Origin of the sequence: Mesorhizobium sp. C372A, assembly GCF_030323245.1 — a bacterium.
Lineage (GTDB): Bacteria > Pseudomonadota > Alphaproteobacteria > Rhizobiales > Rhizobiaceae > Mesorhizobium.
On record NZ_CP100475.1, the window covers coordinates 1,292,338 to 1,319,075 of the forward strand.

The window sequence follows — 26,738 nt, forward strand, 5'->3', positions numbered from 1 at the left end:
TGGGAGAAAGAAATGGTCGGCGTTGGTCTTATCGGCACGGGTTTCATGGGCAAATGCCACGCCATTGCGTGGAGCGCCGTCGGCGCCGTCTTTCCCGATGTCGCCAAGCCGAAGCTGGTCCATCTCGGCGAGGTCAACGAGGAGCTGGCCAAGCGCAAGGCCGGTGAGTTCGGCTTCGCCAAGGCGTCGGGCGACTGGCGTGCCGTCGTCAACGACCCCGAGGTCGATATCGTCTCGCTGACCACGCCCAATCAGTTCCATCCGGAGATGGCCATCGCTATTCTCGAAGCCGGCAAACATCTGTGGTGCGAGAAGCCGATGGCGCCGAGCTTTGCCGAAGCAGCGGCGATGGCGGCCGCGGCGAAGAAGTCCGGCAAGGTCGCAGCGCTTGGTTACAACTACATACAGAGCCCGGCCATCCGCCACATCGGCGCGCTGCTCGAGGAAAAGATCATCGGCGAGGTCAACCATCTGCGCATCGAGATGGACGAGGACTTCATGGCCGACCCCGAAGCGCTGTTCTTCTGGAAGCATGAGGCCGCATCCGGCTATGGCGCGCTCGACGATTTCGCCGTGCATCCGCTGTCGCTGGTCTCGACGCTGTTCGGCCGCGTCGCAAAAGTCATCTGCGACATGGCCAAACCCTATGTCGACCGCAAGCTGGCCAGCGGCGGCCGCCGTGCGGTGGAGACCTACGACATCGCCAGCGTTTTGATGCATCTGGAAAACGGCATTGCCGGCACGCTGCTGGTCAACCGCTCGGCCTGGGGCCGCAAGGGCCGCATCGCCATACAGATTTTCGGCTCCAAGGGATCGATCCTGTTCGACCAGGAGCGGATGAACGAAATCCAGCTCTACGTCACCGCCGATCGCCCGACCGAACAGGGCTACCGCACCATATTGGTGGCGCCGCACCACAAGCCTTACGACGCCTTCCTCCCGGCGCCGGGCCATGGGCTCGGTTTCAACGACCTCAAGATCATCGAGTGCCACGAATTGCTGACGCGGCTTGCCGGCAAGCCGGCACGGGTCATCGAATTTGCCGAAGGGCTGGAGATCGAGCGCACCGTGCACGCGATGGCGAGGTCGTTCGAGGAAGAGCGCTGGGTGGATGTGCGGTAAACCCGCTCGCTTCAGCCGCCAGCGACAGCGTTCGCCTCCCAGCCACTGACCCAGACCTGGCGCAGGCGATCGCCTTCGCCCTTGAAGCGCAGGCCGGTCGCCCGGCAATCCGCGATGCGGTCGCTGCGGAAATTGCGGATGGCCTGGCGCAATTCGCACCAGGCCACGATGTTGGCGGTTTCTGAATAGTAGATCAGCGCGATCGGACGGATCAGCCGCTCGGAGGCGCGGCCGATTTCGTCGCGATAGGACAGGTCGAGCTTTTCCTCGTCGCGGATGGCGCGGCGCACAAGCGCCAGATCGATGGTGCCGATTGCCGGTGCTGCGAACCCCCAGACATGCAGTGCGTTGGCGTCGAACGCCTGGCGCAACGGCGGCGGCACGGCGCCGGCGATCTTGGCGCTGACGCGCTTGGCCGCCTGCTTGAGTTCGCTGTCTCCCGTGCGCTCCAGCAGGGCGAGCGACAGGACGATCGCTTCCATCTCCTCGATCGAAAACATCAGCGGCGGCAGGTCGAAGCCGGGACGCAATATGTAGCCGATACCGCGCCCGCCTTCGATCGGCACGCGCATTGCCTGCAGTGCGGCGATGTCGCGATAGATCGAACGCATCGTGACTTCCAGCTGCCCGGCGATCATGGCTGCCGTCACCGGCTGCCGCGCCAGCCGCAGGATCTGGATGATCTCGAACAGCCGCGACGCCTTGCGCATTTCCTCTCCCTGATGAACGCTACTGACACATCCCCGTCAGTTGGGATGATTTATTGGACTGCCTATCGGGTTGAAAATCAACAAATTCCTCCACGGCACCCCAGCAGGAAGCGACAAGCAACTGACATGAGCTACGCGGAAAATCTCTGGCTGTTCTTTATCCTGCTGTCCGGCATCATCATCGTGCCCGGCATGGACATGCTGTTCGTGCTGGCCAATGCGCTCACCGGCGGCCGCGACCGGGGCCTCGCCGCCACGGGCGGCATCATGGTCGGCGGCATCGTGCACACGCTGAACGGCGCCATCGGCGTCGGCCTGCTGATGCATTTCGTACCGATCCTGTACAAGCCGCTGCTGATAGCCGGCGCCGCCTACATGGCCTTCATCGGCATCTCGCTGATGCGCAGTTCCATCACCGTCGGCCACGACGGGCCCGCCGGCAGCCGTACGGCCTGGAAGGCCTTTCGCCAGGGACTGGTGACCTGCCTGATCAACCCGAAGGCCTATCTCTTCATATTTGCCGTCTATCCGCAGTTCCTGAAGCCGGATTACGGCCCGATCTGGATGCAGGCGACGGTCATGGGCTTGCTGACGATGCTGACGCAGGCCGCCATCTATGGCGGGCTCGCCATCACCGCCGGCCGCAGCCGCAATCTGCTGGTGGCCAATCCGCGGGCGACCGCTTTTGCGGGCCGGGCGGCCGGACTGCTGCTGTTTGCGGTCTCGGTGTTTACGGCATGGGAAGGGTTGAGGGCAGCGTGATCCCGATCAAGCGATGACGCCGCGTTTCTTCGCCTCGGCGCGGCGCTTGCGGATCACTGTCCCGGTCTTTTCGTCGTCGAGGGCGGCAGCTACCCCGTCCGCGAGACCGATGACGTCATGACCGCCTCACGCCCTCGCCCAAGACGACGAGAAGCTCGTCCAATTGCTCGAACGTCTCGCCCATCGCATCCGCCGCCCCGGTACCGGCCGCGTCGAGAGCCTCCTTCGAGGGATAGAGTTCGTGCATGACCAGCAGCGTCTTGCCACCCTTTTCCTCGAAGGTCAGCGTGGTGACGGGTCCACCGTCACCACCTTCCTCATTGGTCCAGACGAGGCGTGAGTGCGGTGTCACTTCGATATACCTGCCGAAGAATTCGTGAAGGTCCGAGGCGTCGTGGCCGAACACTAGGCGGTACGTGCCTCCTGTACGAGCATCCATCTCGCAGGAACGCAGGAACATGCCCATCGACTTCGGCACCCACCACTGCTTGAACAGCTCGGGCTTGGTCCACGCCTCGAACACGATGCGCGCCGGACCGTTGACTGTTCGCGTGACGACCAGCTCGCGCTCGGACGTCCGTTCGACCGTCGTGCGGTTGTTCGTGGGCTCACTCTCGGTTCTTTGGCGCATCGGCTTTCTCCTTCCGTTTCAATTCCTCGACAACCTTGTCCAACTCGTTGAAGCGTGCGTCCCAGAGCAGGCGGTGCCGCTCGATCCAGGCCGCCTCTTCCTCCAGTCCGCGCAGGCCGAGCTTGCAGGTCCGCACGCGGCCAACCTTCTGCGTGGTGACGAGCCCCGCCTGCTCCAGGACGCCGACGTGCTTCTTCATGCCCGTGAGGGTCATGTGGAACTTTCCGGCAAGCTCGGTGATCGAAGCATCTGCGCGTCCGAGCTGCTCCAGAACGCCACGCCGGGTGGCGTCCGAGAGCGCGGCGAACGAGGAGTCCAAGTCGGCATACTGAACCATATGGTTCAGTATCTAGCAGACCGGTGGCCGGGGTGCAAGGGGAGCCGCAGCGTCCTTCCCGCGCATCGCCTCGTATCAGGCGGCGCCCGGCCGGTTCTCCATCATGGCGCGGCGGGCTGAGCGGCGCCATTCTACGGCGCCGGCGAGGCCGTGCAGCACCGTCTCTGTGGTCGCCCAATCGATGCAGCCATCCGTGATGCTCTGGCCATAGACGAGCGGCTTGCCGGGCACGACATCCTGACGGCCGGCAACGAGATTGCTCTCGATCATGAGGCCGATGATGCGTTCGTCGCCCGCCGCGACCTGACCGGCGACATCGGCCGCCACCTTCGGCTGGTTCTCCGGCTTCTTGCTCGAGTTGGCGTGGCTGACGTCGATCATCAGACGGGGGGCGACGCCGATGCGGGCAAGTTCGACCGAGGCCGCCTCGACGCTCGCCGCATCGTAATTCGGCTGAACGCCGCCGCGCAGGATGACGTGGCAGTCCTCATTGCCGGTAGTAGTCGCAATGCCGCTGCGTCCGCCCTTGGTCACCGCCATGAAATGATGCGGCTGGGCGGCGGATTTCACCGCCTCGGCGGCGATCCTGAGATTGCCGTCGGTGCCGTTCTTGAAGCCGACCGGGCAGGACAGGCCGGAAGCCAGTTCGCGGTGGATCTGGCTCTCGGTGGTGCGCGCGCCGATGGCGCCCCAGGCGACGAGGTCGGCAATGTATTGCGGCGTCGTCATGTCGAGAAATTCGGTGGCCGAGGGCAGGCCGAGATTGTTGACCGCCGACAGCACGTTGCGCGCCATCCGCAGCCCCTTGTCGATGTTGAAGCTGCCGTCGAGATCGGGGTCGTTGATAAGGCCCTTCCAGCCGACAGTCGTGCGCGGCTTTTCGAAATAGACCCGCATGACGATCTCCAACCGGTCGGACAGGGTCTCGCGCAGCGCCACTAGCCGGCTGGCATAGTCAACGGCCGCGACCGGGTCGTGGATCGAACACGGGCCGACGATGACAAGCAGCCGGTCGTCGGTGCCGTTCAAGATGGCATGGGTGGCGTTGCGTGATGCGCTCACGGTGCGCGTTGCCGTCAGCGTGCGCGGGATCTCCCGCATCACCTCGTCCGGCGTACTCAATTCTCGGATTTCCTTGACCCGAAGATCGTCTGTGGTGGTCAACACGGCTTTCTGCTCCTGTTTTTAGGAGACCTGCCGGCTGATACAAAAAAGCCGCCAGGTCTGGCGGCTGTTCGGACTTGTTGCTGCAATCTTCAGATCGAGCGCAATCCTCCCGCCGCCAGCGAGCTGCTAAAGTACCAATACGAGGCGGTCAGGTTGATCATGAGGCTCATATAGTCGATGCGGAGGCGCTTGTCACGTGGGGTATGCGGAGACAATTCGGGATGGGCCGAATCCTCGCGATTTCGTCATCCCTGGGCGGAGCAGGAGCGAAGCTCCGTCGCGGAGACCCTGGGATCCATACCGTGACCTGGGCCGTGGAGTGCGGCGGAGCAGAATTCTGGACCGTAGCAGCGCTCTGAAGTCGCGGCATGGATCCTCGGGTCTGCGCTGCGTCGCTACGCTCCTTGCTCCGCCCGTGGATGACGAAGTGCCGGCGGTTTCGCCAATCGCCAACACGTATAACGCGGAGCGGCTCATGCCGTCCATGGATCGAAGAGTTCAATTCCCAAGCCTTCGAAATGTTTCGTATTGCGCGTTGCCAAGGTGAGCTCGTGCGCAATCGCAGTGGCTGCGATCAGGCCGTCCATCGACGATAGACCACGACCGGCGCTTGCCAAAACCCATCAGGTCGCCCCAGGCCAAGGCAACCGCATCGTCCACCGGCAAAACCCGCTGTTCGAAGCGCTGGGGCCGGTCCCGGGCGAGCCATTCGGCCAGCGCCTCGCGTTTGCGGCCCTCATCCATCAGAGAGACGCCGCGCCGGATCTCGGCGATCGACACTACGCTGATGAAGGAGCGGTCCTCATCAAGCTCGTCCAGCCAGCCCAGGACACGTGCGACAGGCGCTGGCCTCGTCACCTCGGACAGGACATTCGTGTCGAGCAGCAGTCTCACCGCGGCAGGTCACGCGGTTCGTCGCGCTGACGTTCAAGGTCGAGATCGGCGCCGCGCAGCGGCGAGTCCAGCAGGAACTCGGCAAGCGTACCCTTGCGTGCGATCTTGCGCTGCCATTCCTCGGCCGAGACGACAACCACGCTTGGTTTGCCGTTCTTGGTGATCGTCTGCGGCGAGGACTGCGCGCGCTCGATGACCTCGGAGAGCCGGGCTTTTGCCCCGGAAACCGTCCAGTTGGTGCCTTTGGATGACGTTAGCATCGCATCCCTAGTGACTATCATGACTATCTGGGAATGGCGATGTTGCTGCAACAGGGTTTGAAGCTACTCCGGCGAGGTCCCCGCGACGTTCTGGTCATAGTCGACCAGCGAGCCGGTCATGACGCCGGATTGCGGGCTGGCCATGTAGCTGATCAGCCGCGCCAACTGATCCGGCTTCACCAGTTGGCCCATGGGCTGGCCGGCCTCTGCCTTTGCCAGCCAGTCGTCGGAGGCACCGTGCCATTTCTTCTGCACGATGTCCTCGCCTTCGGTGTCCATCCAGCCCGGCAGCACGGCGTTGCAGCGGATGCGGTTGAAACGATAGGCGTTGGCGACGTTCTTGGTCAGCGTCGCCAGCGCGCCCTTGCTGGAGGAATAGGGCGCAAGGAACGACTGGCCGCAATGTGCCGACATCGACAGCACGTTGACGATCGAGCCCGGCGCCTTCTTGTCCAGGAGATGGGCCACCACGCCCTGCATCAGGAAGAACGGGCCGCGCACGTTGGTCTGGAAAATCTGGTCGAAGGTCTCCTCGGAGGTTTCGACCAGCGAACCGCGCGCGGACGTGGCGGCGGCGTTGACCAGCGCGTTGATGCTGCCGAAATGCGAGATCGCGGTTGCCACCGCGCGCTTGCAGTCCGCCACTTTCGAGACGTCGGCGCTGATGTAGATCGCATCGACGCCTGCCTTCTTGAAGTGGGCGACAGCCTTGTCGCCCTTCTCCTGCGAACGGCCGATGAGCGCCAGCGCCTTGCAGCCCTCGTCGGCCAGCGCTTCGGCGACCGCAAAGCCGATGCCTTGCGCGCCGCCGGTGACGATAGCGCGCGTGTTCGAATTGCGATCGGCGGATGTGCTCATCGCTCTGCTCCTGTGCCCTGGTTCCGGTTCTTACTTGTCGAGGCGGACGGTCTTGCCCGATGTCGCCGACTTCAGCGCGGCATCGGCCAGTTTTAGCGCAACGAGGCCGTCGGCGCCGCTCGGCGATGCCTTTTTGCCCGACGTCGCGGCGGCGATGAAGGCGGCGATCTCGATGGCGTAGGCGTCGAGATAGCGGGTCATGAAGAAATCGTGCAGCGGCGGGCGGGTATAGCCCTTCTCGTTGGCGACCTCTATCGACACCGGCCGCTGGTTTTCGGCGGCGACCATGCCCTTGGAACCATGCACCTCTATGCGTTGGTCGTAGCCATAGGTGGCGCGGCGCGAATTGGAGATGACGGCCTGCTTGCCGGACGCGGTTTCGAGGATGACGCTGACAGAGTCGAAATCGCCCGCTTCGCCGATCTTCTCGTCGACCAGAACCGAGGCATGGGCGCTGACCGCGACCACCTCTTCGCCGAGCAGGAAGCGCGCCATGTCGAAATCGTGGATTGTCATGTCGCGAAAGATGCCGCCCGAGCGCTTGATGTAGTCGACGGGCGGCGCACCTGGATCGCGCGAGGTGATGGTGACCATCTCGACCTTGCCGATGGCGCCGTCGTCGATCGCCTTGCGCACGGCGGCGAAATGCGGATCGAAGCGGCGGTTGAAACCGACCATCAGCGTCGCCTTGGCCTTGTCGACCACGGCCAGGCATTTCTCGACACGCTTGACGTCGAGGTCGATCGGCTTCTCGCAGAAGATCGCCTTGCCGGCCTTGGCGAAACGCTCGATCAGATCGGCATGGGTGTCGGTCGGCGTGCAGATGACCACGGCGTCGATGTCCTTGGCCTTCTCGATCGCGTCGATGGTGCGCACTTCGGCGCCATAGGCGGTTGCCAACTCGGTCGCCGCCTTTTCAAAAGCGTCGGCAACGGCCACCAGTCTGGCCTGCGGGTTGGAGCCGACGGCGCGGGCATGGACCTTGCCGATGCGGCCGGCACCGAGGAGGGCGAAACGAACAGTCATGGGGTATTTCCTCTAGGGGGATGGGTTCGAGAGAGTTGTGTCTCCACCTTCCTTTTGAGAAAGGTGGCAAGATAATTTTTCGAGCACGCCAGAAAACAGGATGACCATCCTGTTCAGGCCGCGAGTTCCGCCTCCCCGGTCTTGGCGCCGGTGATGTAGGAGACGATGTCGTTGCCGTCGGTGTTTTCCTTGCGCAGGTTGGCGACGATGCGGCCGCGCCGGAAGACGACGATGCGGTCGCACAGGTCGAACACCTGGCGCATGTTGTGGCTGATCAGGATCAGCGGCTCGCCATTGTCCTTCAGCGTGCGGATGATGTTCTCGACCTGCGCCGTCTCCTGCACGCCAAGGGCTGCCGTCGGCTCGTCCATGATGATCAGCTTGGAGGCGAAGGTCGCGGTCCGGGCGATCGCAACGCACTGGCGCTGGCCGCCCGACATGTGACGGATGGTGTTGGACAAATTGGGGATTTTCACTGCCGTGCGGATCAGCGCCGCCTCGGTCGCCTTGCGCATGTATTTGCGGTCGAGGATCGAGAACGGCCCGAGATTGAAAAGCACCTTTTCGCGGCCGAGGAACAGGTTCGACGGCACGTCGAGATCATCGGCCAGCGCCAGATTCTGGAACACGGTCTCGATGCCCGCCGTTCGCGCTTCGATCGGCCCGGCAAAATTCACTTCCCTGCCGTCGAACCAGATCTGGCCGCTGGTGCGTTGCTCGACGGCGGTGATCTGGCGCACGAAGGTGGATTTGCCGGCGCCATTGTCGCCCATGATGGCGACATGCTCGCCCTTGCGCAGCTCGAAATTCGCGCCTTCCAGCGCATGGACGCCGCCATAGCGTTTGGTCAGGTTTTCGGTCTTCAGGACGATGTCTGTCGTGGAGATATCTGGCATGGTCAAGCCCTCAATGCCCGCATGCGCTGGCGCCATTGGTCGAGAACGACCGCGCCGACGATGATCACGCCCTTGACCATCTCCTGATAGTAGGCGTCGAGGCGCAGGAAGGTGAAGCCGGAAATGATGACGCCGAAGATCAGCGAGCCGATCACGGTGCCGACGATCGAGCCGCGGCCGCCCGACAAAGAGACGCCGCCGATGACCGCCATGGCGATGGCGTCGAGCTCGTACATGACGCCCATGCCGGACTGTGCCGTCAGGTTCTTGGAGGATAGCACGACGGCGGCCAGCGCGGCGAGGATGCCGGCAATGACATAGACGAGGATCTTGTGGTTGGCGAGCTTGATGCCCGACATGCGCGCGGCATCCTCGTTGGAGCCGATGGCGTAGCAGTGCTTGCCGTAGCGTGTGTAGGTCATGATCAGCTGGAACAACACCGCCAGCGACAGGAAGATGATGACCGGCATCAGGCCCTTGCCGATACCAGCGAAACTTTCGGTCGGAAACGAGATCGGCTGACCCTTGGACCACCATTTGGCAATGCCGCGCGCGGTCACCATCATGCCGAGCGTGGCGATGAACGGCGGAATGCGCGTGTATGCAATCAAGGAGCCGTTGACGAGACCGGCGAGCAGACCGCAGCCGATGGCGACCAGCACCGGCACGATGACCGGCAGGTCGGTCCAGCCTTGCGCCAGGAACATCGCCTTGGGGTTGGGGTTACCGTTGACCGTCGCCACCTGGGCAAAACTCATGGCGATCATGGCGGTGGCGCCGACGATCGAGCCCGAGGACAAGTCGATGCCACCGCAAATGATCACCTGCGTGACGCCGATGGCGATGATGCCGACGATCGACACCTGCAGGATGATGATCTGCAGGCGGGCCTCATTGAAGATCCCGGCGACGTTGTCGCGCGTGTTGAACAGGAAGCTGTCGCCAAGAAAGATGCGGCCGATCATTTCGAAGATGACGACCAGAATGACCAGCGCCAGGAAGACGTTGAATTCGGCCGGCCATGTCCGCCTCTTCGCGTCATAGCTGACCCCGCCGACGCCATGAGATGTCTGTGACATGCCTTGTCCTCCGTGAGGCCGCATTTGCCCTTCCGCCCCTCAGGGCGGTGGGGGAAGCGGGAGCGGCGCGGTTGCGCCGCTCTCTTGTTTGTTTGTCGCAATTCCGGACGGAAAACCGCTTCACACTTTTTCCTGGAATTGCTTACGCGTGGGTTGCCGGCTCAGTTCTTCTTCAGGAACTTGTCGATGTTGGCCGGCGTAACCAGCTGGAAGGGCACGTAGACCTTGTGCTCGACCTTCTCGCCCTTGGCGAGCTTCAGTGCCGCGTCGAGCGCGCCGGCGCCCTGGCCGGCCGCATCCTGGAACACGGTGGCATCGAGGTCGCCGGCCTGCATGGCGGCAAGCGCGTCCTGCGTGGCGTCGACACCGCCGACGACGACCGTCTTCATGTCGATGTTGGCGGCCTTCATCGCCTGGATGGCGCCGATGGCGCTTTCGTCATTGTTGGCGATGACGCCGTCGAACGGCTTGCCGGTTGACAGCCAGTTGGTCATCAGGTTCTGCGCTTCGTCGCGGTTCCAGTTCGAAGTCTGCTTATCGATGATCTTGATGAAGCTGCACTCCGGCGTGGCGATCACCTCTTCGATGTCCTTGGTGCGCTGCACGGCGGCCTGGTTGGAAAGCTCGCCCACGATGACATAGACATTGGCTTCCTTCTTGCCGGCCTCGGTGAACAGGCGGCAGACTTCCTTGGTCTCGAGCGTGCCGGAATCGGCCTCGTTCGACGCGACGAAGGCCTGGTTGTCCGGCAGCGTGTCGACATTGACCGGCTGGCGGTTGACATAGACCAACGGGATCTTGGCGGCTGCGGCGGCGTCCGACATCGCCTGCGTGGCCGAGGTATCGACCGGGTTGACGATGATGGCGTCGACGCCCGAGGCGGCGAAGTTCTTGATCTGGTCGAGCTGCTTGGCGACGTCGTTCTGCGCGTCCTCGACCTGCAGTTCCACGCCGCTCATGCCCTTGGCCTGCTCGATCATGCCGTTGCGCAGCACGGTGAGGAAGTTGTCGTCGAACTTGGCCATCGACACGCCGACCTTGGCGGCAAAAGCGGACGAACTCATCAGCGCCGCAAAGGCGACGCCCAAAATCAGTTTCTTCATTGTGTTTCTCCTCCACATTGGTGTCCGGCTGCACCGATCTACCCGGAATCCCCGATAGCCCGAGGAATCTCTCCCTGATGCCTTCCTGTTCCGTATGGCGTTTTGTCCAAGCGATGGAACGCCATGCTCCCAGTTTGAAACAGATGTTCCGGAACGAAAGAACCAAAATACCAATCTGATGAAATATTTATTCCATTTTTTCGCGAGACGTCAAGAGCGATTCCTAAGTCGGAAAGCGGATTTTCGGTCGCCTCGCCGCAATTTCACGTCGAATCAAGGCCGGCAGCGGCACAGGCCGTGTCTGAAGGCAGACTCTGATAGATTCTATCATCGCCGGAGAGCCCGCGCCGAACGGGTCGGCGCGGCAACGCGTTAGATATTTTCCGGCAGATATATGTCGAAGGGCAGAAAGGTCTGGCCCGGCGCGTTGGCGGCGCCGGCCTCGATGGAATGCGCCATCAGGTCGACAAGCTCGCGGCACAAGGCGGCGAGCGGCGTCGAGATCACCATGGTCAGGATGTTGTCGGCGAGTGCCGCGCGCGATTCGGCGTTGATCTCGTTGCAGACGACCACCGGCATGCTTGCGGGCTTCGCAGCCCGCAGCGCCGAGACCGCGCCTTCCATGCCGCCGCCGGCGACATAGCAGCCGGCAAGATCCGGATACCGCACCAGGAGATCGATCATCGCATCGTGGGTGACCTGGTTAGCTTCCAGATTGACCAGCGTTTCCATCACCGTGAAGTCCGGCGCATGTTCGCGGAAGAAGGAGCGAAATCCGATCTCGCGCAGTTCATGGCCGTGGAAGCGATGACTGCCGACGAAAAGGGCGACCTTGCCGGGGTTCTTTGCCGCCCTGGCGATCATCCAGGCCGCGGTGCGACCGACCTTGCGATTGTCGAGGCCGACATATCCCTCACGGATGCCAGCGGCAAAGTCGGACAGCAGCGAGAAGACAGGTTGCCCCCTCGCTTTCAGCGACTCCACGACCGCCGTCAGCGTCGGATGGTCCGGACCGACAACGGCGATTGCTCTGGATTTCGCTGCCAGCTTGCGCATCTGGGCGGCGATCTCGTCGGCGGCAAGCGAGGTGGCGAAATCGATGGTGGCGACGCCGCGGAAGCGCTGCGATTGCGACACCGCCATTTCTAGCTCCCTCGCGAAATCGCCGTAAAAAACATCATTGCCCCGCAGCAGCAGAAAGCCGAGGCGGTATTCCGGCAATTCCTGGCGCATGCGCCGCTTGATCAGCCCGGCGGCGTGGTAGCCGATGCCGGTCGCCGCCTCATAGACGCGGCGCGCGGTTTCCTCGCGCACCGGCAGCCGGTTGTTCAGCACCCTGTCGACAGTGGCGACGCTAACGCCGGAGATGCGCGCCAGATCGGTGATGGTTGGCCGTTTTGCCATGACTGTCCCGCATGAGTGCCTGCAACTGCTTACATCGTTCTGATGGAAAATGATAGAAACTATCTTTGTGATATTGAGACTATCACCGCATGGCGCTATTTTGCGCTCGGACACAAGCGCCTGTAATGGACATATCCGTCCTGACGGATGCTGTGGCCGACGGAGGCAGCCCCTATGGAAGCGACACTATCCACACTACCGTTTCGGCGCGACTACAGCCTGATGGGCCGCGATTCCAAGCTCGCCGTCGAGACCGGGCTGGCGGCGGCCGAGTGGTATCACACCGATATTCCGCGCAAGCAGATGAAGGAGCTGATGCAGCGCTCCGACGGGCCGGCGATCCGCGACACCGCGATCTGGCTGGCCGCGCTGATCCTGAGTGCCGCCGGCGGCGCCTGGTTCTGGGGCAGCTGGTGGTGCGTGCCGTTCTTCTTCGTCTATGGCGTGCTCTACGGCTCCTCCACCGACTCACGCTGGCACGAATGCGGCCACGGCACCGCCTTCCGCACCCAGTGGATGAACGACGCGGTTTACCAGATCGCCTGCTTCATGATCATGCGCAATCCGGTGACCTGGCGCTGGAGCCACACCCGCCACCACACCGACACCATCATCGTCGGCCGCGACCCGGAAATCTCCGTCATGCGGCCGCCGGATCTGTTCCGGGTCGCGCTTGGCTTTATCGGCGTGCTGGATGCCTGGCATGCGATGTCGGACATGCTGCGCAATGCCGCCGGCAATATCAGCGCGGCGGAAAAGACTTTTATCCCCGAACAGGAGCAGCCTAAGGCCATTCGCATCGCCCGCATCTGGACGGCGATCTATGCCGTGACGATCGCGCTGGCGCTTTATTTCGGTTCATGGCTGCCGCTGATGCTGGTCGGGCTGCCCCGGCTCTACGGCGCCTGGCATCATGTCATGGTTGGCCTGCTGCAGCATGGCGGGCTGGCGGAAAATGTCATCGACCACCGGCTGAACAGCCGCACCGTCTACATGAACCCGGTCAGCCGCTTCATCTACTGGAACATGAACTATCACGTCGAACACCACATGTTCCCGATGGTGCCCTATCATGCACTGCCTAAACTGCATGCGCTGATCAAGCACGATCTGCCGGCGCCGACGCCGTCGATCCTGGCCGGCTATCGTGAGATGATCCCGGCCTTTTTGCGCCAGCTGCGCAACGAGGACTATTTCCTCAAGCGCGAACTGCCGCCAACGGCGCGGCCCTATCGCGAGGAACTCCACAACGACGCCGTCGCCGCCGCGGCGGAATGATCGCGCGATTAAGCTTTTGTTTCGACGCAACTCCGAACGGAAAACCGCAACGCACTTTTCCTGGAATTGCTTTTGGGAGGAACACATGAGCGACTGGATCGAAGCCTGTGCTGCCGGCGACATCGACGAAGAAGATGTGATGCGCTTCGACCATGGCGGCCGCACCTTCGCCATCTATCGCAGCCCTGACGACGATTATTTCGCCACGGATGGCCTGTGCACGCACGAAAAGGTGCATCTGGCCGACGGGCTGGTGATGGACGACATCATCGAGTGCCCCAAGCATAATGGCCGCTTCAATTACAAGACGGGGGCGGCACGCGGCGCGCCGGTTTGCGTCAATCTCGCCACCTATCCGGTAAAGGTCGAGGCCGGCAAAGTGCTGATCCAGATCGGATAGGACCATGCAGGCGGGAATGGTCATCATTGGCGCCGGCGAGTGCGGCGGGCGGGCAGCGCTGACACTGCGCGAACTGGGCTATGACGGGCCGGTGACGCTGGTGGGTGACGAACCCCATCTGCCCTATGAGCGGCCGCCCCTGTCCAAGGACGCAATGACGAGCGACGCGGCCGAGATCAAGACGATCGCCAGCGACGAAATTCTGGCCGAGAAATCGATCCGGCATATCCATTCCGTTCAAGCGGTGGCGATCGACCGCCCGGCGCATATGGTGCGGCTGTCGGACGGTTCGGCCCTGCCCTACGACAAGCTGCTGCTGGCGACCGGCTCGACACCGCGCAAGCTGCCGATGCCGGGATTGGGGTCGCGCTGCGTCTACCTCCGCACCTTTGCCGACGCGCTGGCCATTCGCGCCCACCTCAGCCCGGCAAACCGCATCGCCATCATTGGTGGTGGCTTTATCGGCCTGGAGCTCGCCGCTTCGGCGCGCAAGCTCGGGGCCAGCGTCACGGTCATTGAGGCGCAGCCGCGCATCCTCATGCGTGGCGTGCCGGCGGAGATCGCTGAAATCATCCATCAGGCGCATGAGGCCGAAGGCGTCACCGTGCTCACCGGTCAGGGCATCGCTGATATCGCCGACGACGGCGCTGAGGTGCACATCATGCTCGCCGATGGGCAGGACATCGTCGCCGATCTCGCCGTCATCGGCATCGGCGCCGTGCCGGTGACCGGGCTTGCCGCGGAAGCGGGCCTGACCGTCGATAACGGCATCGCCGTCAATGGCGAACTCCAAACAATCGATCCCGACATCTTCGCCGCCGGCGATTGCTGCTCGTTTCCGCTCGCTGTCTATGCTGGCCGGCGGGTGCGGCTGGAAGCTTGGCGCAATGCGCAGGAACAGGGTGCGCTGGCCGCGAAGAACATGTTGGGCGCTCGCGAAGCGCATGCCGCGGTGCCATGGTTCTGGTCGGATCAGTATGGTTTGTCGCTGCAGATCGCCGGCCTTTCGGACGAGGGCAAAAGCACGGTCCGCCGCGATCTCGGCGACGGTGCTTTTATTCTGTTTCATCTGGCCGAGGATGGCAGGCTGGTGGCGGCGAGCGGCCTCGGTACGGGCAATGCCGTGGCGCGCGACATCAGGCTGGCCGAGATGCTGATCGCGAAACGGGCACAGCCGGCGCCGGAGGCGTTGGGGTCGCCGGATGTGAAGCTGAAGTCGTTGCTGGCAGCGTAAGTTTTACCCTTCCCCTTGTGGGGAGGGTCGCTGCGAAGCAGCGGGGCGGGGGTGCGGCACCGACCCCCACCCGGATCTTTGGTCCGACCTCCCCACAAGGGGGAGGTAAAGGGCCCCAGCCCTAAAACAGTGCCTTCAGCTCGTCCAGCTTGTCGTTGACCAGCCAGCCGTAATAATTCTCTTCCGGCAGCTTGACCGTCTCACCCGCGGCGCGGCGCTTGTCGTTCTCAGCCTTCAGCGCATAGGCGCGCTGCTCGGGATTGCCGACATTGTAGAGCGTGGCGGTCAGCCCCGGATTGCCTGAGATGTCGAAGCCGGCAATGTTTTTGTAGGCGTCGACCGATTTTCTGATCGTCGCTGCGACGTAGGGCAATGTCAGATCCGGATCCATGATCGTCTTGTAGACCCCATTGGGGTCGCCGACATCGAGTTCGGGCAGCCCCGAAACCTTATGCACGAGATCGGTCATCTGCAGCGCGGTCAGCGGGTTGAGCTGGCCGAGGCCAAAGGTCTGGCCGGCATAATAGGGCTGGAAGAAGGTGGCGCCGAAGCGGTCGTTGGGAAAGCTGGTGCCGTCGACGGTCTTGCCGCGGAAGGATCGGTTCCACACCTGCTCGCGGCATTCCCACAGGTCGTAGCTGTCCGACATCGTGCATTTCTTGAATTCCGGCCGCTGCACGAAATCGGTGATGTCCTCGCCGTCATAGGCGAAGGACAGCTTGCTGGAGAGGTAGGAGATCGCCTTGACGTAGTAGGTCTGCAGCCGGTCGTAGGCGTCGACATTGTAGGTGTGCTCGCCGACGATGGCGCCGACGATGTGCAAAGGATTGATGCCGTAGGCAGCGGCGGCCTTCCTGATCTTGGCGCGCAGTTCGGCGTCGTTCTGAAGCAAGGCGTAGACCTTGCGGTATTTGGCTTGGAAAGTGGTGTTGGTCGCCTGGGTGCGGCGGCTCGAGGCGCCCGGTATGTCAGGTTGCACGGCATTGCGGTTGCCCGCCGGCACCAATGTCGCCGCGTCAGCCGCGAACAGCGTCGCCGCCAGCGTCAAGCCGAGAATGAGCAGGATCAGTTTTTTCATGCGCCGCCGCCTAGAGAATTGCCGCGCAAACTAGGTAAAGCTCCCGGTCGAGTCGAGAGCGCCCCTGCAGCCGGCAAGACGAAAGGTGGTCCGATGATACCATCCGGCCACACATCAACCTGTTAGCCGGATTGTTGCCTAAGCATCGGCCCAAAGATCGAAACCGATTTTTGGAAAGTCCGATACGTCGATTCAATACTGCTAGAGCGACCTTTGCGCGTCCAAAGGACGCGCGGCGCTCTAATACCGGCGCCGGATGAACCGGCGCCCTCGTTTAAAGGATGAATCGCGACAAATCTGTGTTTCGCGAGAGGTCGCCGACATGCTTTTCCACATAGGCGGCATCGATGGCGACGCTGGTGCCGTTGCGGTCCGGCGCGTCGTAGGAGATCTCGTCCAACACACGCTCCATCACCGTCTGCAGGCGTCTCGCTCCGATGTTTTCGACGCTGGCGTTGAGGTCGACGGCAATGCCGGCCAGCGAATCGATGGCGTCGTCGGTGAAGGTGAGATCGACGCCTTCGGTCTTCATCAGTGCGATATACTGCTTGATCAGGCTTGCCTCGGTCTCGGTGAGGATGCGAATGAAATCGTCCTTCTCCAGCGCCCGCAACTCGACACGGATCGGCAGGCGGCCCTGCAATTCCGGCAACAGGTCGGAGGGCTTGGAGACATGGAATGCGCCCGAGGCGATGAACAGTATGTGGTCGGTCTTCAACGGTCCGTATTTGGTCGCAACCGTCGTGCCTTCGATCAGCGGCAGCAGGTCGCGCTGCACGCCTTCGCGCGAGACGCCGGCGCCCATGCCACCTTCGCGCGAGGCGATCTTGTCGATCTCGTCGAGGAAGACGATGCCGTCATTTTCGGTCGCATCCAGCGCCCGGCGCACGACTTCGTCCTGGTCGAGCAGCTTGTCGGACTCGTCGTTGACCAGCAGCGCGTAGGATTCCTTGACCGTCGTCTTGCGCGCCTTGGTCTTCTTGCCACCCATCGCCTTCGACAGCATGTCGTTGATGTTGAGCACGCCGATATTAGCGCCCGGCATGCCGGGGATCTCGAAGCCGGGCATGCCGCCGGTGCCGGTGTCGGCAACTTCGATCTCGATCTCCTTGTCGTCGAGCTCGCCGTCGCGCAGCTTCTTGCGGAAGGAATCGCGGGTCGCCGGGCTCGCCGTCTTGCCGACCAGGGCTTCCAGCACGCGCTCCTCGGCATTGAGGTGCGCGCGCGCCTTCACGTCCTCGCGCATCTTCTCGCGCACCAAGCCGATGGCGATCTCGACCAGATCGCGGATGATCTGCTCGACATCGCGGCCGACATAGCCGACTTCGGTGAACTTGGTGGCCTCGACCTTGACGAAAGGCGCACCGGCGAGCCGCGCCAGGCGGCGCGAGATCTCGGTCTTGCCGACGCCGGTCGGGCCGATCATCAGGATGTTCTTCGGCATCACTTCTTCGCGCATCTGGCCTTCCAGCTGCTGGCGGCGCCAGCGGTTGCGCAAGGCAATGGCCACGGCGCGCTTGGCGTCCTTCTGGCCGATGATGAAGCGGTCGAGTTCCGAAACGATTTCACGGGGAGAGAAGGTGGTCATATCACTGAATTCCACTTTGCCACTGCTTGATGGACTCGAACGGATGCAGCAGCATGATCACGTTGAGCGTCAGATTGTCCCGGATGAGGTAGCCGACACCCAGTTCGAAGATGAGGGCGAGGCCGACGATGCTCCATATAGGTAGCTTTCTGGCCATCACAAACCCCAGCACCATGGCCAGCGTGTCGGACACCGAATTGATGATCGAGTCCCCATAGTAATCCAGCGAAATGGTGCCGGCGCGGTAGCGCTCGATGATGAACGGGCTGTTTTCCAGGAGTTCCCAGCCGCCCTCGATGACGACGGCGAAAGCCAGGCGCAGACCGATTGGCGAGCGCGGGAAGAGGACCCAGGCCAAGGCGTAGAACAGGAAGCCGTGGATGATGTGCGAGAACGTGTACCAGTCGGAAATATGCTGGGAATTCTCCGAACTGTTCACCACACCGTGCCAGAGTTTGACGTAACCGCAGGTGCAGATCGGCGTGCGGCCCATGCCGTAAAGCGCACCGGCCTGGAAGATGAGCAGAGCGAGCACGAGCAGAAGCCCCATCCGCCAGCTGTCTTCGTAGGCCGAGTAATTTTTGGCAGTGCCCGGTGTCGCCATCAACTCATTCCCCTTCTTCCGCGTCGCTCTCTTTGCCATCGACAGCCATCAGCACGGCGTCGCCATATCTAGAGTGCCTGCGATCAATGACGCGGAATCCGGCCTTTTCATAGGCGCGGATGGCGCGGCCATTGCCGGGATGCGGATCGATTATGACGCGCGGCGCGCCTTCCTCGAACAGTTGCTCGACGAATTGCCTGACGATCGCCGAGCCATGACCTTTGCCAACCAGGTCAGGCACGCCGATCGACAGGTCGATGCCGAGCGTGCCGAACGGCTGGTCGGCATAGGGATGGCCGTCTTCCAGATGCGGATCGTAGCTCTGCAGATAGGCGATCGGCCTGCCGTCGAGCTCGACGATCAGCGGCTCTACAGAAATAGAGTCGATGTGCTCCCCGATTTCGGCGATTTCCGTCTCCGGATCGTCCCACCATTCGGCGACATGCGGCTCGGCCAGCCAGCCGGCGATCATCGGCAGGTCTTTTTCGGTAACCGGTCGAAAATCATAGAGCACCGGCGGGTTAGCCGGCATCGAGCGTTTCGACAACAAAGTTGTTGTTGGTGTAGACGCAAATGTCGGAGGCGATCTGCATCGCCTTGCGGGCGATCTCCTCGGCATCCTTGTCGCTATCCATCAGCGCGCGGGCAGCGGCCAGCGCATAGTTGCCGCCGGAACCGATGGCCATGACGCCGAATTCGGGCTCCAGCACGTCGCCGGTGCCGGTGAGCGCCAGCGAAACCGACTTGTCGGCCACCAGCATCATCGCTTCCAGCCGGCGCAGATAACGGTCGGTGCGCCAGTCCTTGGCGAGCTCGACGCAGGCGCGCGTCAACTGGTCGGGATATTGTTCGAGCTTGGCTTCCAGCCGCTCCAGAAGGGTGAAAGCATCCGCCGTGGCGCCGGCGAAACCCGCAATGACATTGCCGCCTTTGCCGATGCGGCGCACCTTTTTGGCATTGCCTTTCATGATGGTCTGGCCAAGGCTGACCTGGCCGTCGCCGGCGATCACCACCTTGTTGCCCTTGCGCACCGTCACGATGGTCGTGGCGTGCATGCTCAGTTCATTCGACATTTTTAGCTCCGATTCGCGCGATCCCGATAAGGCGATTGGCGCGCGGTAGAGTGATTTCGATCGGCCATATGTATGCATGGGGCGGGTGATTGCAAACGGCGTCCGCCATGGCCGGTGGCTGTCCGCATCGCAACTGGCAATCGCCGGATCATGCTGCTAGAAGGCTTTCGTTTTCAAGCAAATGACAGCTTGGAACCCCGTCTTGAGTTTCGAACCCCTCAGCCAAGGACAAGGTAATGGCGTCCCGTTCCGCCGAAGTCAGCCGCAAGACCAAGGAAACCGAGATCAGCGTCTCGGTCCATGTCGACGGCACCGGAAAATCCGACATGTCGAGCGGCGTCGGCTTCTTCGACCACATGCTGGACCAGCTGTCGCGCCACTCGCTGATCGACATCACGGTGAAGGCCAAGGGCGACCTGCACATTGACGACCACCACACGGTCGAGGACACCGGCATTGCGATCGGCCAGGCGCTGGCCAAGGCGCTGGGCGAGCGGCGCGGCATCATGCGCTACGCCTCTGTCGACCTTGCCATGGACGAGACGCTGACGCGGGCCGCGATCGACGTGTCGGGCCGTCCGTTCCTGGTCTGGAATGTCGCCTTCTCGTCGCCCAAGATCGGCACGTTCGACACCGAACTGGTGCGTGAATTCTTCCAGGCGCTGGCGCAGAATGCCGGTATCACGCTGCATGTCACCAACCATTATGGCGCCAACAATCACCATATTGCCGAAACCTGCTTCAAGGCGGTGGCGCGCGCGCTGCGTTTCGCACTGGAGCGCGACCCGCGCCAGCCGGAAGCGGTTCCCTCCACCAAGGGATCTCTGAAAGGGTAGGCTGATGGCCATCTATGTCGTGATGGAACCGCCAGGCCGCACCGAGGCGGCCGACGCAACCGTTTTGGTCCGCGACGGTTTTTCCTGGCTGGCTTTCCTGGTGGCGCCGCTGTGGCTCGCCTGGCACAGGCTGTGGATCGAGGCCGCGCTCGCCTTCGTCGCCATGGGGCTCATCTCGGTGCTCGGCCAATGGCTGGGACTGGACTGGGCCGGCTCCGCACTGTCTTTACTGGTCTCGCTCTATATCGGGCTGGAAGGCCAAGGGCTGCGGATCGCAGCGCTGCGCTGCCGCGGCTGGCATGAATGGGGCGTCGTCGAAGCCGACAATCCTGACGATGCCGACATCCGCCAGACACTGGACGCCGAGGCGCTTGCCGACGAGCCGGCGCCGCTGCCGCGCATCGTGCCGGACGCCAGCCTGGCCCGGCCGACGCAGACCGGGCTGACGCTGGGCCTGAGCCATACGCCGGGAAAGGCCTGAGATGCGGGTTGCCATCATCGATTACGGGTCGGGCAATCTGCGCTCGGCCACCAAGGCCTTCGAGCGCGCCGCGCATGAAGCCGGCATTGCCGCTGCCATCGAGCTGACCGCCGACGCCGAGCGGGTGCGCAGCGCCGACCGCATCGTTTTGCCCGGCGTCGGCGCCTATGCCGATTGCGCGGCGGGCCTGCGCGGCGTCGCCGGCATGTGGGAAGCGGTGGAAGAGGTAGCGATCGCCAAGGCGCGGCCGTTCCTCGGCATCTGCGTCGGCATGCAGCTGATGTCGGAGCGCGGCCTGGAAAAGACCGTGACCAAGGGCTTCGGCTGGATTGCCGGCGACGTCAAGGAGATCACGCCCGCCGATCCGGCACTGAAGATCCCGCAAATCGGCTGGAACACCATCGATCTGGAGCGCAAGCACCCGCTGTTTTCGGGTATTGCGACCGGGCCCAAGGGTCTGCACGCCTATTTCGTTCATTCCTACCATCTCGACGCGACAAGGCCGGACGAAGTGCTGGCCGTCGCCGATTATGGCGGCCCGGTAACGGCGGCGGTCGCGCGCGGTAACCTTGCCGGCATGCAATTCCATCCGGAAAAGAGCCAGGCGCTCGGCCTGGCACTGATCACCAACTTCCTGCGCTGGAGGCCTTGAGATGAGCAAGAAGGGCTACTGGATGGCGATGGTCGATGTGACCGATCCGGAAAACTATCCGAAATACATCGCCGCCAACAAAGCGGCGTTCGACAAATACGGCGCGAAATTCCTGACGCGAGGCGGTCAGTCGTCAAGCCCGGAAGGGCCATCCGGCAATCGCCATGTGATCGTCGAGTTCGAAAGCTACGAGGTCGCGCTGGCTTGCTTCCATTCCCCCGAATACCAGGCAGCGCTGAAATTCCGGCGCGCTTATTCGACCTCGCATTTCGCCATTGTGGAAGGGGTCTGAACGGTGATCCTGTTTCCGGCCATCGACCTCAAGGACGGCAAGTGCGTGCGGCTGAAGCACGGCGATATGGCGACCGCGACCATCTACAATGACGACCCTGCGGCCCAGGCCAAGGCCTTCGAAGAGCAAGGGTTTGAATGGCTGCATGTCGTCGACCTCAACGGCGCCTTCAAGGGCCAGAGCGTCAACAGCGCGGCGGTCGGCGCCATCCTCAAGGCGACGAAAAACCCGGTGCAGCTCGGCGGCGGCATCCGCACGCTGGCGCAGATCGAGGACTGGCTCGACCGCGGGCTGGCCCGCGTCATCCTCGGCACGGTGGCGGTGCGCGATCCCGACCTGGTCCGGGAAGCCTGCAAGGAATTTCCTGGAAAGATCGCCGTGGGCATCGACGCCAAGGGCGGCAAGGTGGCGGTCGAAGGCTGGGCCGAGGCCTCCAGCCTCGGCGTCATCGAACTGGCGCAGAAATTCGAAGGCGCCGGCGTTGCCGCCATCATCTACACCGACATCGACCGCGACGGCGTTCTGACCGGCATCAACTGGGACGCCACGATCGATCTCGCCGACGCGGTGTCGATCCCGGTCATCGCCTCGGGCGGGCTGGCCTCGATCGCCGACATCGTGCGCATGACCATGCCCGACGCAAAGAAACTCGAAGGCGCCATCTCCGGTCGCGCGCTCTATGACGGGCGCATCGACCCGGCCGAGGCGCTTGCGGTGCTGCAGGGCAAGGCGATGGAGACCCGGCCGTGAAAATCTCCATCATCCTGGCCTCCTATGACAGCGGCCACTATCACGGCGGCATGGGCCGAGGCCCGGATGCACTCATCGCCGGCGGGCTTGTCGACGCGCTGACGCTCTCCGGGCATGACGTCGTCGTCACCGATATCGGCAGGGTTGGCGACGAACAGCAGCGCGAGATCGCCACCGGCTTTGCCGTGTGCGGTGCCCTCTCCGGCGAGGTCCGCATCGCCATAGACCGCGGCCGGTTTCCCATCGTGCTGGCGGGCAATTGCCTGACATCGGCCGGTGCGGTTGCCGGCGAGGATGCCGATGCGATCATCTGGGCCGACCAGCATGGCGATCTCAACACGCCGGAGACGTCCATCTTCGGCTTTCTCGACGGCATGGCGCTGGCCACGGTTCTCGGCCTGTGCTGGAAGCCGATGGCCTCGGCCATCCCCGGCTTCAGGCCGATCGATCCGGCGCGCTGCGTGCTGGTCAACGCGCGCGATCTCGATCCGGCCGAAACGGAGCTGTTGAAGACGTTGCCGGTCATCCGCACCGAATGCCCGGACTGGGCGACGGCGAGCGGCAGGCTGAAGGCGCCGGATGCGAAGCGGGTGCACCTGCATCTCGATCTCGACGTGCACGACCCCGGGGCGCTGCAGGCCAACCGCTACACCACGCCCGGCGGCCCGGAGCCGAAACAGCTGCGCCAGGCTGTCTGCGGCATGGCCGGCCTGCTGCCGATTTCCGGCATCACCATTTCCGCCTACGATCCGGCGTTCGATGCGCAGGCCGAGGTTCCGCCGCTGGTCGGCGAACTGCTCAGCGAGTTGCTGGCGACGATGGAGAAGGGCTGATGCTGAAGGCCCGAGTCATCCCTTGCCTCGACGTCAAGAACGGCCGCGTCGTCAAGGGCGTCAATTTCGTCGACCTCATCGATGCCGGTGATCCGGTCGAGGCGGCCAAAGCCTATGACGCGGCCGGCGCTGACGAGCTTTGCTTTCTCGATATCACCGCGTCGTCCGACAACCGTGAAACCATCTTCGACGTCGTCGCCCGCACCGCCGAACAATGCTTCATGCCGCTGACCGTCGGCGGCGGCGTGCGCCAGGTGGCCGATATTCGCAAACTGTTGCTGGCCGGCGCCGACAAGGTGTCGATCAACACTGCGGCGGTGAAGAACCCCGATTTCGTCGCGGAAGCCGCCGACAAGTTCGGCAACCAGTGCATTGTCGTCGCCATCGACGCCAAGAAGGTGTCGGCACCCAATGAAGCCGACCGCTGGGAGATCTTCACCCATGGCGGCCGTGAAAAGACCGGCATCGATGCGGTCGAGTTTGCGCGAAAAATGGTCGATCGCGGCGCCGGCGAGATTCTTTTGACCTCGATGGACCGTGACGGCACCAAGGCCGGTTACGACATTGCGCTGACCCGCGCGATAGCGGATGCGGTGCGCGCGCCGGTGATCGCGTCGGGCGGCGTCGGCACGCTCGATCATCTGGTCGAGGGCATTCGCGACGGCCATGCCGGCGCCGTGCTCGCCGCCTCGATCTTCCATTTCGGCACTTACACGATTACGGAAGCCAAGGCGCATATGGCCGAGGCCGGGCTGCCGATGCGGCTGGACTATCCGGTTCAATCCACTCCACAAAGGCTGTAGGCTGCGCCATGGCTGAATTTTCGCTGTCCGATCTGGAAACGATCATTGGCGAACGCGCCCGTTCCGGCGACCCGGACTCGTGGACGGCAAAACTGTTCGCCAAAGGCATCGACAAGGCGGCGCAGAAGCTTGGTGAAGAGGCAGTCGAGACCGTCATTGCCGCCGTCAAGGGCGACGAGAAAGCCCTCGTTTCCGAAAGTGCCGATCTCATATATCATTGGCTCGTCGTGCTTGGCATGGCCGGCGTTTCGCTGGGCGAGGTGCTGAAGGAGCTTGAGGGCCGCACCGGCCGTTCGGGCGTCACTGAAAAGGCATCCCGGCCGAAAGGCTGACCGCTAGAGCCGGATGATTTCGGGCCGAGGCCTTAAATCTGAATCCGTCTCTAAATTGATAGAGGGAGCATGATGTCGCCCGAAAACCGCTTCACACTTTTCGGCCTCATGCTCTAGAGGGCAGGAAACTCGATGGACCAGCTCGCTCCGACCGAGAAATATTCCCCCTATCGTTTCTTCTCGGCCGAGCAATGGTCGAACTTCCGCGCCGACACGCCGATGACGCTGGGCGAAGACGAGATCAACCGTCTGCGCTCACTGAACGATCCGGTCGACCTGGAAGAAGTCAAGCGCATCTATCTGTCGCTCTCGCGGCTGCTTTCGGCGCATGTCGAGGCCAGCCAGTTGCTGTTTCGCCAGCGCCAGGCCTTCTTCAACGCGCTGGATGTGGTCAAGACACCGTTCATCATCGGCATTGCCGGTTCGGTTGCGGTCGGCAAATCGACCACGGCGCGCGTGCTGAAGGAGCTTCTGGCGCGCTGGCCGTCGAGCCCCAAGGTCGATCTCATCACCACCGACGGTTTTCTCTTACCCAACAAGGTGTTGCGACGCGACAATCTGATGGAGCGCAAGGGCTTTCCCGACAGCTACGATGTCGGTGCGCTGCTGCGTTTCCTCTCGGGCATCAAGTCGGCGCAGCGCAATGTCCGCGCGCCCGTCTATTCGCATTTGACCTATGACGTCATTCCCGGCGAGTTCGTCACCATCGACCGGCCAGACATTCTGATCTTCGAAGGCATCAACGTTCTGCAACCCGGCAAATTGCCGAAGGACGGCAAGATCGTGCCGTTCCTGTCGGATTTCTTCGATTTCGCCATTTATATAGATGCCGACGAGAAGCTGATCCACCAATGGTACATCGCCCGCTTCATGCGCCTGCGCGAGACGGCCTTCCGCAATCCGGACTCCTTCTTCCACCGCTATTCGCAGCTTTCGGAAGACGCCGCGCGCGCCATTGCGGAAGGCTTGTGGGCCAACATCAACCTGAAAAACCTGCGCGAGAACATCGTGCCGACACGGGCGCGGGCCAACCTCATCCTGCGCAAGGGCGCCAATCATCTGGTCGAGGAAGTGGCGCTCAGGAAACTGTGACCGCCGCCTCCGGGCTGGTCGCGATATCGGCCGATTGCGTATCCTGCGCCGGTCGCCGGACATAGCGCCGGTCGGCCGGGACGAGTTTGCGCGCCGCGACATAGACAATCACCGAGACAGCAGCTGCGGCATAGCCGTCGATTGCATAGTGCCACGCCAGATAAACCGAGCTGACGGCAACAAAGGCCACGTAGACAAACGCTACAGCGCCGAGACGGCGATTGTACTCCCATGCAAAAAGTGCGTTGAGCATCGCCAAGCCGACATGCACGCTGGGAAAGGCCGAAATGCCTGACGCGAAACCGGTCTGCCTGGCCTCATGAAGCCTCCACAAATATTGCTGGTAGGAAACAGCGGAATTGGAGGATTCGGCGCCGCGGGCCAGGAATGCGAGCTGTTCGCCAAACCGCGCCGTGTCGCCCGTGACCATCCCGTAAAACGCCGGACCAGCCGACAGGAACAGTCCAGCCAATATGTTGCCGACGACGATCCAAACCACCATGAAGCAGATGACATAGCGCGTTCGAACCGACGCCGTCCGGGGCGATGTCGCGACGAAGAACAAGGCGCCAAAATTGAGGACAAACCAGAATACGTTGTAATTCCACTCGATGGCAGCCCGCACGAAATCGTTTTTGGCCACCAGATAGAGCCAGCGCCACGGATCGGCGCCGAAATGCAGGAACGCATCGATGTCGGCATGCAGCACGTCAAATGGAAAGCCGTCCTGCCAGACCGGCAGTCCGTTCTTCACCGAGGTGAATGTGCCTTGAAAGATCATGAGCGCCATGAGGAGGCATAGACCCGAGAGCGAATATGCCAGCCGCGATGTCGAGAACACATATTTCGCCGCCAGACGGCGCCTGATGTCGGTGCGATGTATAAGCAGGCTTATGTCAACAATAATGGCGAAGGTCGGCAGCATCAGGCCGTTCAACAATATCCACCGCCCGAAATATATCGAATACGCGCTGCGGTCGGCCGCGCCTATTGCATACAGAAAAACCAGTCCGGCCAATGTGTAGACGACGATGAACAGATAAACGCCTGAATCCCGGCGAATCAGCGGGATCGCTTGTTTGATGACTGCCCACAACTGACGGAAAACCACACTGCTCTTTGTCATTGTCCCGAGCCGACGTTGCAATGCCCGGGCACTTTAT

Annotated in this window: 31 protein-coding genes and 1 pseudogene; 14 read left to right on the forward strand and 18 right to left on the reverse strand. The window is 62.6% G+C overall.

Going from position 1 to position 26,738, the window contains the following annotated elements; genetic code table 11:
* Positions 1 to 12: 12 nt before the first annotated feature.
* Positions 13 to 1,122: a Gfo/Idh/MocA family protein gene (locus tag NLY42_RS06000; RefSeq protein WP_023687403.1), complete on the forward strand. Its 1,110-nt coding sequence runs from the start codon at positions 13 to 15 to the stop codon at positions 1,120 to 1,122.
* Between the two features lie 11 nt (positions 1,123 to 1,133).
* Here the strand turns inward: NLY42_RS06000 and NLY42_RS06005 are convergent, their stop codons facing one another.
* Positions 1,134 to 1,832, reverse strand: a complete 699-nt coding sequence (locus tag NLY42_RS06005) for a helix-turn-helix transcriptional regulator (RefSeq protein WP_023687404.1) — start codon at positions 1,830 to 1,832, stop codon at positions 1,134 to 1,136.
* 126 nt (positions 1,833 to 1,958) lie between these two features.
* Between NLY42_RS06005 and NLY42_RS06010 the strand changes: the two genes are divergently transcribed.
* Positions 1,959 to 2,594, forward strand: coding sequence for a LysE family translocator (locus NLY42_RS06010; protein ID WP_023672340.1), 636 nt, complete (start codon positions 1,959 to 1,961; stop codon positions 2,592 to 2,594).
* 115 nt (positions 2,595 to 2,709) lie between these two features.
* On the opposite strand, the gene NLY42_RS06015 is transcribed toward NLY42_RS06010, so the two are convergent.
* The 11 genes and pseudogenes from NLY42_RS06015 to NLY42_RS06065 all read right to left on the reverse strand — a co-directional run bounded on the left by NLY42_RS06015 (position 2,710) and on the right by NLY42_RS06065 (position 12,249).
* Positions 2,710 to 3,225 (reverse strand): SRPBCC domain-containing protein, encoded by a 516-nt coding sequence (locus NLY42_RS06015; RefSeq protein ID WP_023755471.1) that lies wholly within the window; start codon positions 3,223 to 3,225, stop codon positions 2,710 to 2,712.
* Complete coding sequence (locus tag NLY42_RS06020) at positions 3,203 to 3,562, reverse strand: ArsR/SmtB family transcription factor (RefSeq protein ID WP_023687408.1); 360 nt, start codon at positions 3,560 to 3,562, stop codon at positions 3,203 to 3,205. Before NLY42_RS06020 ends, NLY42_RS06015 begins: the two co-directional genes overlap by 23 nt.
* A 75-nt stretch (positions 3,563 to 3,637) precedes the next feature.
* Positions 3,638 to 4,729, reverse strand: a complete 1,092-nt coding sequence (locus NLY42_RS06025) for a 3-deoxy-7-phosphoheptulonate synthase (protein WP_023687409.1) — start codon at positions 4,727 to 4,729, stop codon at positions 3,638 to 3,640.
* 473 nt (positions 4,730 to 5,202) lie between these two features.
* A pseudogene (locus tag NLY42_RS06030) lies at positions 5,203 to 5,623 on the reverse strand (type II toxin-antitoxin system VapC family toxin).
* The gene (locus NLY42_RS06035) at positions 5,620 to 5,883 is read right to left on the reverse strand and encodes a type II toxin-antitoxin system Phd/YefM family antitoxin (RefSeq protein ID WP_023755472.1); all 264 of its coding nucleotides are present in this window, start codon (positions 5,881 to 5,883) and stop codon (positions 5,620 to 5,622) included. The pseudogene NLY42_RS06030 and the gene NLY42_RS06035 overlap by 4 nt, the downstream one beginning before the upstream one ends.
* A 63-nt stretch (positions 5,884 to 5,946) precedes the next feature.
* Positions 5,947 to 6,741, reverse strand: coding sequence for an SDR family oxidoreductase (locus tag NLY42_RS06040; RefSeq protein WP_023755473.1), 795 nt, complete (start codon positions 6,739 to 6,741; stop codon positions 5,947 to 5,949).
* A gap of 30 nt (positions 6,742 to 6,771) precedes the next feature.
* Positions 6,772 to 7,767, reverse strand: a complete 996-nt coding sequence (gene iolG, locus NLY42_RS06045; RefSeq protein ID WP_023727844.1) for an inositol 2-dehydrogenase — start codon at positions 7,765 to 7,767, stop codon at positions 6,772 to 6,774.
* Between the two features lie 113 nt (positions 7,768 to 7,880).
* Positions 7,881 to 8,663, reverse strand: coding sequence for an ATP-binding cassette domain-containing protein (locus NLY42_RS06050; protein WP_027049093.1), 783 nt, complete (start codon positions 8,661 to 8,663; stop codon positions 7,881 to 7,883).
* Positions 8,664 to 8,665: 2 nt separating this feature from the next.
* Positions 8,666 to 9,742 (reverse strand): ABC transporter permease, encoded by a 1,077-nt coding sequence (locus NLY42_RS06055; protein WP_023755474.1) that lies wholly within the window; start codon positions 9,740 to 9,742, stop codon positions 8,666 to 8,668.
* A gap of 161 nt (positions 9,743 to 9,903) precedes the next feature.
* Positions 9,904 to 10,845, reverse strand: coding sequence for a sugar ABC transporter substrate-binding protein (locus tag NLY42_RS06060; RefSeq protein WP_023755475.1), 942 nt, complete (start codon positions 10,843 to 10,845; stop codon positions 9,904 to 9,906).
* Between the two features lie 372 nt (positions 10,846 to 11,217).
* Positions 11,218 to 12,249, reverse strand: coding sequence for a LacI family DNA-binding transcriptional regulator (locus tag NLY42_RS06065; RefSeq protein ID WP_023755476.1), 1,032 nt, complete (start codon positions 12,247 to 12,249; stop codon positions 11,218 to 11,220).
* A gap of 174 nt (positions 12,250 to 12,423) precedes the next feature.
* Here NLY42_RS06065 and NLY42_RS06070 point away from each other — a divergent pair, with 174 nt between their 5' ends.
* From NLY42_RS06070 to NLY42_RS06080, 3 genes are all read left to right on the forward strand, one after another.
* Positions 12,424 to 13,527 carry a fatty acid desaturase family protein gene (locus NLY42_RS06070; protein ID WP_031209636.1) on the forward strand — a complete coding sequence of 368 codons (1,104 nt, stop codon included), beginning with the start codon at positions 12,424 to 12,426 and terminating at the stop codon, positions 13,525 to 13,527.
* An 85-nt stretch (positions 13,528 to 13,612) separates the two neighbouring features.
* Positions 13,613 to 13,927, forward strand: coding sequence for a MocE family 2Fe-2S type ferredoxin (locus NLY42_RS06075; RefSeq protein WP_023672328.1), 315 nt, complete (start codon positions 13,613 to 13,615; stop codon positions 13,925 to 13,927).
* Positions 13,928 to 13,931: 4 nt separating this feature from the next.
* Positions 13,932 to 15,161: an NAD(P)/FAD-dependent oxidoreductase gene (locus tag NLY42_RS06080; protein ID WP_031244812.1), complete on the forward strand. Its 1,230-nt coding sequence runs from the start codon at positions 13,932 to 13,934 to the stop codon at positions 15,159 to 15,161.
* Positions 15,162 to 15,282: 121 nt separating this feature from the next.
* On the opposite strand, the gene NLY42_RS06085 is transcribed toward NLY42_RS06080, so the two are convergent.
* The 5 genes from NLY42_RS06085 to hslV all read right to left on the reverse strand — a co-directional run bounded on the left by NLY42_RS06085 (position 15,283) and on the right by hslV (position 19,504).
* Positions 15,283 to 16,239, reverse strand: a complete 957-nt coding sequence (locus NLY42_RS06085; RefSeq protein WP_023755479.1) for a DUF1402 family protein — start codon at positions 16,237 to 16,239, stop codon at positions 15,283 to 15,285.
* Between the two features lie 274 nt (positions 16,240 to 16,513).
* A complete protein-coding gene (hslU, locus tag NLY42_RS06090) occupies positions 16,514 to 17,827 on the reverse strand; it encodes an ATP-dependent protease ATPase subunit HslU (protein WP_023672325.1) in 1,314 nt (437 codons plus the stop codon).
* A gap of 1 nt (position 17,828) precedes the next feature.
* Positions 17,829 to 18,431, reverse strand: coding sequence for a DUF2585 domain-containing protein (locus tag NLY42_RS06095; RefSeq protein WP_023728854.1), 603 nt, complete (start codon positions 18,429 to 18,431; stop codon positions 17,829 to 17,831).
* Between the two features lie 4 nt (positions 18,432 to 18,435).
* The gene (locus tag NLY42_RS06100; protein WP_023755480.1) at positions 18,436 to 18,963 is read right to left on the reverse strand and encodes a GNAT family N-acetyltransferase; all 528 of its coding nucleotides are present in this window, start codon (positions 18,961 to 18,963) and stop codon (positions 18,436 to 18,438) included.
* Entirely contained in the window at positions 18,953 to 19,504 is a 552-nt protein-coding gene (gene hslV, locus NLY42_RS06105) for an ATP-dependent protease subunit HslV (RefSeq protein ID WP_023672322.1), read from the reverse strand. Before hslV ends, NLY42_RS06100 begins: the two co-directional genes overlap by 11 nt.
* 236 nt (positions 19,505 to 19,740) lie before the next feature.
* Between hslV and hisB the strand changes: the two genes are divergently transcribed.
* From hisB to coaA, 9 genes are all read left to right on the forward strand, one after another.
* The gene (hisB, locus tag NLY42_RS06110) at positions 19,741 to 20,340 is read left to right on the forward strand and encodes an imidazoleglycerol-phosphate dehydratase HisB (RefSeq protein ID WP_023672321.1); all 600 of its coding nucleotides are present in this window, start codon (positions 19,741 to 19,743) and stop codon (positions 20,338 to 20,340) included.
* A 4-nt stretch (positions 20,341 to 20,344) separates the two neighbouring features.
* Positions 20,345 to 20,821 carry a DUF2628 domain-containing protein gene (locus NLY42_RS06115; protein WP_023695989.1) on the forward strand — a complete coding sequence of 159 codons (477 nt, stop codon included), beginning with the start codon at positions 20,345 to 20,347 and terminating at the stop codon, positions 20,819 to 20,821.
* A gap of 1 nt (position 20,822) precedes the next feature.
* Complete coding sequence (hisH, locus tag NLY42_RS06120; protein WP_023695990.1) at positions 20,823 to 21,473, forward strand: imidazole glycerol phosphate synthase subunit HisH; 651 nt, start codon at positions 20,823 to 20,825, stop codon at positions 21,471 to 21,473.
* Between the two features lies 1 nt (position 21,474).
* Entirely contained in the window at positions 21,475 to 21,765 is a 291-nt protein-coding gene (locus NLY42_RS06125; protein ID WP_023672318.1) for a DUF1330 domain-containing protein, read from the forward strand.
* 3 nt (positions 21,766 to 21,768) lie between these two features.
* Positions 21,769 to 22,515, forward strand: coding sequence for a 1-(5-phosphoribosyl)-5-[(5-phosphoribosylamino)methylideneamino]imidazole-4-carboxamide isomerase (gene hisA, locus NLY42_RS06130; RefSeq protein WP_023672317.1), 747 nt, complete (start codon positions 21,769 to 21,771; stop codon positions 22,513 to 22,515).
* Entirely contained in the window at positions 22,512 to 23,348 is an 837-nt protein-coding gene (locus NLY42_RS06135) for an arginase family protein (protein ID WP_023755481.1), read from the forward strand. The genes hisA and NLY42_RS06135 overlap by 4 nt, the downstream gene beginning before the upstream one ends.
* Positions 23,345 to 24,151 carry an imidazole glycerol phosphate synthase subunit HisF gene (gene hisF / locus NLY42_RS06140; protein WP_023687423.1) on the forward strand — a complete coding sequence of 269 codons (807 nt, stop codon included), beginning with the start codon at positions 23,345 to 23,347 and terminating at the stop codon, positions 24,149 to 24,151. The genes NLY42_RS06135 and hisF overlap by 4 nt, the downstream gene beginning before the upstream one ends.
* Before the next feature lie 8 nt (positions 24,152 to 24,159).
* On the forward strand, positions 24,160 to 24,483 hold the full coding sequence (locus NLY42_RS06145) for a phosphoribosyl-ATP diphosphatase (RefSeq protein ID WP_023681408.1): 324 nt from the start codon (positions 24,160 to 24,162) through the stop codon (positions 24,481 to 24,483).
* A gap of 132 nt (positions 24,484 to 24,615) precedes the next feature.
* Positions 24,616 to 25,575: a type I pantothenate kinase gene (coaA, locus tag NLY42_RS06150; protein WP_023755482.1), complete on the forward strand. Its 960-nt coding sequence runs from the start codon at positions 24,616 to 24,618 to the stop codon at positions 25,573 to 25,575.
* Here coaA and NLY42_RS06155 read toward each other — a convergent pair.
* A complete protein-coding gene (locus NLY42_RS06155; RefSeq protein ID WP_023756496.1) occupies positions 25,562 to 26,701 on the reverse strand; it encodes a phosphatase PAP2 family protein in 1,140 nt (379 codons plus the stop codon). The two genes, coaA and NLY42_RS06155, sit on opposite strands and share 14 nt — an antisense overlap.
* Positions 26,702 to 26,738: the final 37 nt, after the last annotated feature.